Genomic DNA, 5,629 nt, shown 5'->3' on the forward strand with positions numbered 1-5,629 from the left:
ACGGGGGCCTTGCCCGCGGTCTCGGGCGCCGCCTTGCTCAAGGCATCGGCGGTGCGCCGGCCGTAGGTTCCGCCCAGCAGTTCCGCGCCCGCCATGCCGAGTCCGCCCACCAGCGGGATCATCGACAGCTTGCCTTCGTAGGCGCGCCGCTCGGCGATGGCCGCCATGTCGCCCAGGCGGGCGGCCAGGCTCGTCAGCCCCTGGGCGGCGGCCTCCTCGGCCGCCTTCTTGAGCTCGGTCTTGGCCGTCTCGTACTGGGTGAAGGTGGCGTTCACGTCGAACAGGCCGGCGATCAGGGCCGCGGCACCGATGGCGAAGCCCGTGACCATGCCCGCGGTGCCGCCGCTGGCCGCGGCGCCGGCACCGCCGCCGCCCGAGATGATCTTCATCGTCTGCAGGTCGAGGTCCACGCCGTTCTGGCTCAGGTTCACCGAGGCGACGTTGGTCAGCCGCGCCGCGGCCGTGTTCTCGATCTGCACGCCGGCGAAGTTCGCGATGTCGACCGCCAGCGCGTTGCTCATGTTGAGCCCCATGAAGGTCGACCGGTTCATGCCCAGGTTGGCCTCGCTGTTGGAGCCGATGTAGCCGCTCGAGTTGGAGCCCAGCACGGTGGTGTTGGAGCCGATCGAGGTGGCATTGATGTCGCCCACCGCGATCATGTCGATCGAGGAGTTGGCGATCAGCTTGACCTGGTTGGCCATGATGGCGTGCTTGCCGCCGGTGACGTCATTGCGCTCGCCGCCGCTTTGCATCTTGCTGTTGCCGGTCACCAGGTAGGCCATGTCGGCGCCCACGGAGGTGGTCTGGAAACCGACCACGCCGATGTCGTGGTTGGCACCCACCACCGTCTTCTGGAACCCGCCGATCGCCACGTTCTGGTTCGCCGTGACGATCAGGTCCTGCATGCCGACGACCGAGGTCTTCTGGCTCGCATGGAAGATGTTCTCCTGGTAGCCCTGCACCTGGGTCTTCTGCCCGCCCGAGCCGATGGTGTTGCTCTGCGAGATGCCGACGATGTTGGTCTGGATCTCCGCCACCGTGTTCTTCTCGTTGCGCTTGACCAGCGCCGTGCGGTCGCGGTCCACCGTCTCGGTCTGGTCGCGCCCCACGCTCAGCGAATCGTCCACCTCCACCGAGGTCGACATGTTCCGCTCCGCATGGATGTTGACCAGCTCGCCCCCCTTCTTGTCCTCGAACATGATCTCGTTGTAGTTCGAGGGCCCGCCGCCGGGCGTGGAGCGGGTCTTGAAGCCGCTCTGCGTGGCCGACTTGTAGGGGATCGGCTGGTCGTCGTTGTAGACGCGGCCGGTGACGATCGGCCGGTCGGGATCGCCGTTCATGAACTCGACGATCACCTCCTGGTTGATGCGCGGCGCGAAGTAGCCGCCCCAGCCCTTGCCGGCCCAGGGCTGCGAGACGCGGATCCAGGCGGTCGAGCGGTCGTCGCGGAAATCCTTGCGGTCCCAGTGGAAGTGCACCTTGACGCGGCCCATGGGATCGACGTCGTGCTCCTTGCCCTTGCCGCCCACGACGATGGCGCTCTGCGGGCCCGGCATGGTCACGCGCGGCGTGAGCCGCGGCGGACGGAAGATGTGGTCGGCGGGCAGCGCGGTGATCAGGAAGGCGCTGGTGCCGCGCACGCCCTCGCGCAAGGTGGGCGTGGTGTCGATCAGCTCGAGCAGGGCATCGGTGCAGCCGGCATTGACTGCGTCGTCGCGCAGCGCCTCACGCAGCAGCTCCGCGGTCGGCCGCGGCGCGACGAAGGTGCCCATGCCCTCGTAGCCCGGATGGGTGGCGACGAAGACGCAGCCGCCGATCAGGTAGTCGCCGTCGCGCGTGCCGTCCGGATCGCCCTTGAAGGTGAAGGTGTGGCCCACCGCAACATCGGGCCAGCGCGTGACGGCCCAGTGCAGCGTCTGCCGCGCCGGCAGCTCGCCCGCGCGGACCTCGAGCACGACATCGGATTGCTCGCTCGTGAAGAAGCCGCCCGGGTACTCGAACACCTCCAGGTCCGCCAGCTCGTGCGCGGGCACCATCTCGCCGTGCGTGCTCAGCAGCGTGTTGATCGCCTTGTAGTTCACGTCGCGCGACTCGTACTTGCCCGAGCGCAGCTGGCGCGCGCTGACCCAGCGCTCGATCTCGTTGAAGCGCGCCTCGCTCGCGCCGTCGCCGGCGTAGTTCAGCACGCCCTTGGCGGGCAGCGGCCCGTGCGCCATGCCGGTGGAATCGGCCAGGTGCATCACGCCCGGCGAGTCGAAGGAATCGAACCAGTAGTAGACGCCCTCGTCCTCGAGGATGCGCGACAGGAAGTTGTAGTCGCTCTCCTGGAACTGCACGCAGTAGCGGCGCGCCTCGTGCACGCCGATCACGCCCGCGGGCTCGGTCTTCGCGTGGGCCTTGATGGGGCTGTCGGTCAGCACGGCATCGAGCACGTCGAGCACCGGCTTCTCCTGCAGGATGCACGAGTTGATGCGCTTGGTCAGCAGGCCGAACCACGAGCGCAGGCTGATGCGGTATTCGAAGAAGCGCCCGACCTGCCCGCCGCGCACCACGCGCACCGCATGGCCGCGCGCATGCCGCTCGTGCTTCTGGTCGTCGGCATCCGCGAAGCCGATCACCACGTCGAAGGCGTGGCCCAGGATCTGGCGCGGATCGATGGTCCGGTCCTGCGACAGCACGGTGAGTTCGTAGGACGACGGGCGCGACAGCCCCTCGTGGCCCACGATGCGCCAGAACATCAGGTCCTTGTTGACGGGTGATTCGCTGTCGATGCGGAACTCGTGCTCGGCCATCTTGCTGTCTTTCTGGTTGGGAGCGCCTCAGCGTGCCGGCCGCGGCGCCATGTCAATCGAAGGCGTAGGTGAAGTCGGCGTCCTTGACGTCGAGCGCGACGCGGCGGATCTCGCCGCCGGCGGCCAGGCGCTGCAGGTACTCGACCGAGATCGTGGGCAGCACGGTGTTGGTCAGGATGGCGTCGATCACGCGCCCGCCCGATTCCGGGTCCTGGCAGCGCGCGACCACCTGGTCGACCACCGCGTCGCTGTACTCGAAGGGCACGCCGTGGTTGGTCTCGACGCGCTTCTTGATGCGGCCCAGCTGCAGCCGCACGATCTTCTTCATCATCTCGGGCGACAGCGGGTAGTAGGGGATGGTGACGATGCGGCCCAGCAGCGCGGGCGGGAACACCTTCATCAGCGGCGCCTTCAGCGCATCGGCCAGCGCATTCGGGTCGGGCAGCAGCTCGGGGTCGCGGCACATGCTCATGACGAGCTCGCTGCCGGCGTTGGTGGTCAGCAGGATGATCGTGTTCTTGAAGTCGATCATGCGGCCCTCGCCGTCTTCCATCCAGCCCTTGTCGAAGACCTGGAAGAAGATCTCGTGCACGTCGGGGTGGGCCTTCTCCACTTCGTCGAGCAGCACCACGCTGTAGGGCCGGCGGCGCACCGCCTCGGTCAGGATGCCGCCCTCGCCGTAGCCCACGTAGCCCGGGGGCGCGCCCTTGAGCGTGGAGACGGTGTGCGCCTCCTGGAACTCGCTCATGTTGATGGTGATGATGTTCTGCTCGCCGCCGTACAGCGCCTCGGCCAGCGCCAGCGCGGTCTCGGTCTTGCCGACGCCCGAGGTGCCGCACAGCATGAACACGCCGATCGGCTTCTGCGGGTTGTCCAGCCGCGCGCGCGAGGTCTGGATGCGGCGCGCGATCATCTCGAGGCCGTGCTTCTGGCCGATCACGCGCTGGTTCAGCGTGTCGGCGAGCTTGAGCACCGCCTCGACCTCGTTCTTGACCATGCGCCCGACCGGGATGCCGGTCCAGTCGGCGACCACCGAGGCCACGGCCTGTTCGTCGACCGAGGGCAGGATCAGCGGCGACTCGCCCTGCACCGCGTGGATCTTCGCCTGCAGCTCGTGCAGCTCGGCCAGCAGCGCGGCGCGGTCGGGCGCGGCCTCGGCGGGCGCGGCTTCGCCGGCGGCCGCCGCATCCACCGGCTTGTTTCCCGTGCGCAGCTTCGCACGCAGTTCCAGCAGCCGGTCGACCAGGCCCTTCTCTTCCTGCCAGCGCGCATTGAGCACCTCGAGCTGCGCCTTCGACTCGGCCAGCAGCGCCGACACCTGTGCCGCGCGCTTGGTGACGTCGATGCCGATCGCCTCCTCGCGGCCGATGATCTCCTGCTCGACCGTCAGGCCCTCGATGCGGCGCATGCAGTCCTCGACCTCGGGCGGCGTCGCATGCTGGCTCACGGCCACGCGCGCGCAGGCGGTGTCGAGCAGGCTCACGGCCTTGTCGGGCAGCTGGCGCGCGGGAATGTAGCGGTGCGACAGCTTCACGGCGGCCTCGATGGCCTCGTCGAGCAGCTGCACGCGGTGGTGCTTCTCGAGCACGCTGGCCACGCCGCGCAGCATCAGGATGGCCTTGGTCTCGTCGGGTTCGGGCACCTGCACGACCTGGAAGCGCCGGGTCAGCGCAGGGTCCTTCTCGATGTACTTCTTGTACTCGGCCCAGGTGGTGGCGCCGATGGTGCGCAGGTTGCCGCGCGCCAGCGCGGGCTTCAGCAGGTTGGCGGCGTCGCCGGTGCCGGCCGCGCCGCCCGCGCCCACCAGGGTGTGGATCTCGTCGATGAAGAGAATGATCGGCGTGGGCGAACTCTGCACCTCGTCGATCACCTGGCGCAGCCGCTGCTCGAACTCGCCCTTCATGCTGGCGCCGGCCTGCAAGAGGCCGATGTCGAGCGTCAGCAGCTTCACGTCCTTGAGCTGCGGCGGCACGTCGCCGCGCGCCAGGCGCTGCGCGAAGCCCTCGACCACGGCGGTCTTGCCGACGCCGGCCTCGCCGGTCAAGAGCGGGTTGTTCTGGCGCCGGCGCATCAGGATGTCGACGATCTGGCGGATCTCCTCGTCGCGGCCCGTCACCGGGTCCATCTCGCCCTTCTTGGCCTTCTCGGTCAGGTCGACCGCGAACTTCTTGAGCGCATCGCCCTTGCCCATGGCGGCCGGCGCCATCGCGCCCGCTTCCTCGCCCGGTGCGCCGCTGCCCATGCCGGTGCCGTCCTGCGCGCGCATCTGGGCCTCGGGCGAGGCATCGCAGATCTTCACGAAGTTCTCGGCCAGGTCCTCGACCTTGACCTTCTCGAACTGCTTCGACAGGCCGAACAGCGGGTTGCGCAGGCTCTGCGTCTTGAGCATGCCCACCAGCAGGTAGCCGGTGCGCACCTGCGCCTCGCCGAACTGCAGGGTGGCGTAGGTCCAGGCGCGCTCGATCGCGTTCTCGATGTGCGGTGAGAAGTCGCTGATGGCGGTGGCGCCGCGCGGCAGGCGGTCGAGCGCGGCCGTCATGTCCTTGGCGATCACCGAGACGTCGAGGCCGTAGTGCTGGATCACGCGGTGCAGGTCGGAGTCCTGCGCCTGCAGCAGCTGCGCGAACCAGTGCTCGAGCTCGACGTACGGGTTGCCGCGCATCTTGCAGAAGACGGTCGCGCCTTCGATGGCCTTGTAGGCCAGCGAATTGAGTTTCCCGAACAGGGCGGTGCGGCTGATTTCACTCATGGAGGACTCCGTATCTCTTCAAGACGAACGAAAGGGGTTTCATTGAAAGGCCGGCGCGCGCGGATGCGCCTCGCCACCGGGACGGCTC

Annotated in this window: 2 protein-coding genes; both read right to left on the reverse strand. The window is 68.4% G+C overall.

The features are described from left to right. Window positions 1–2,792, reverse strand: a 2,792-nt coding sequence (locus AC27VN_RS30990) for a type VI secretion system Vgr family protein (protein WP_490879035.1), incomplete at its 3' end; no start/stop codon positions are given. Between the two features lie 52 nt (window positions 2,793–2,844). Then, window positions 2,845–5,541, reverse strand: a complete 2,697-nt coding sequence (gene tssH, locus AC27VN_RS30995; RefSeq protein WP_490879036.1) for a type VI secretion system ATPase TssH — start codon at window positions 5,539–5,541, stop codon at window positions 2,845–2,847. Between the last annotated feature and the right edge of the window lie 88 nt (window positions 5,542–5,629).

The sequence above is a fragment of the Variovorax sp. 20P10.2.4 genome (genome assembly GCF_058244205.1).